This is a genomic window from Halomonas sp. ND22Bw, assembly GCF_003011945.1.
Taxonomy (GTDB): Bacteria; Pseudomonadota; Gammaproteobacteria; order Pseudomonadales; family Halomonadaceae; genus Halomonas; species Halomonas halophila.
Window position 1 is genome coordinate 1 of the sequence record NZ_PXWD01000889.1, and the last position, 271, is coordinate 271.

The window sequence follows — 271 nt, forward strand, 5'->3', positions numbered from 1 at the left end:
GTATTCGCCGGTGAAGAAGGTGGCCTATCGCGTCGAGCCGACCCGTCAGGGCCAATCGCTGGACTATGACAAGCTGCTGCTGGAAGTCGAAACCAACGGCGCGGTGACGCCTGTGGACGCCGTGGCCTACGCCGCGCGCATCCTGCAGGACCAACTGCAGATCTTCATCACCTTCGAAGAGCCCAAGAAGGCTGTCGAGCAGTCGGACGGCAAGCCCGACCTGCCCTTCAACCCGGCGCTGCTGAAGAAGGTGGACGAGCTGGAGCTGTCG

1 pseudogene is annotated in these 271 nt (G+C 63.1%); it reads left to right on the forward strand.

Annotated features, from left to right (window positions below):
* A pseudogene (locus CVH10_RS20720) lies at positions 1-271 on the forward strand (DNA-directed RNA polymerase subunit alpha); the annotation flags it as partial.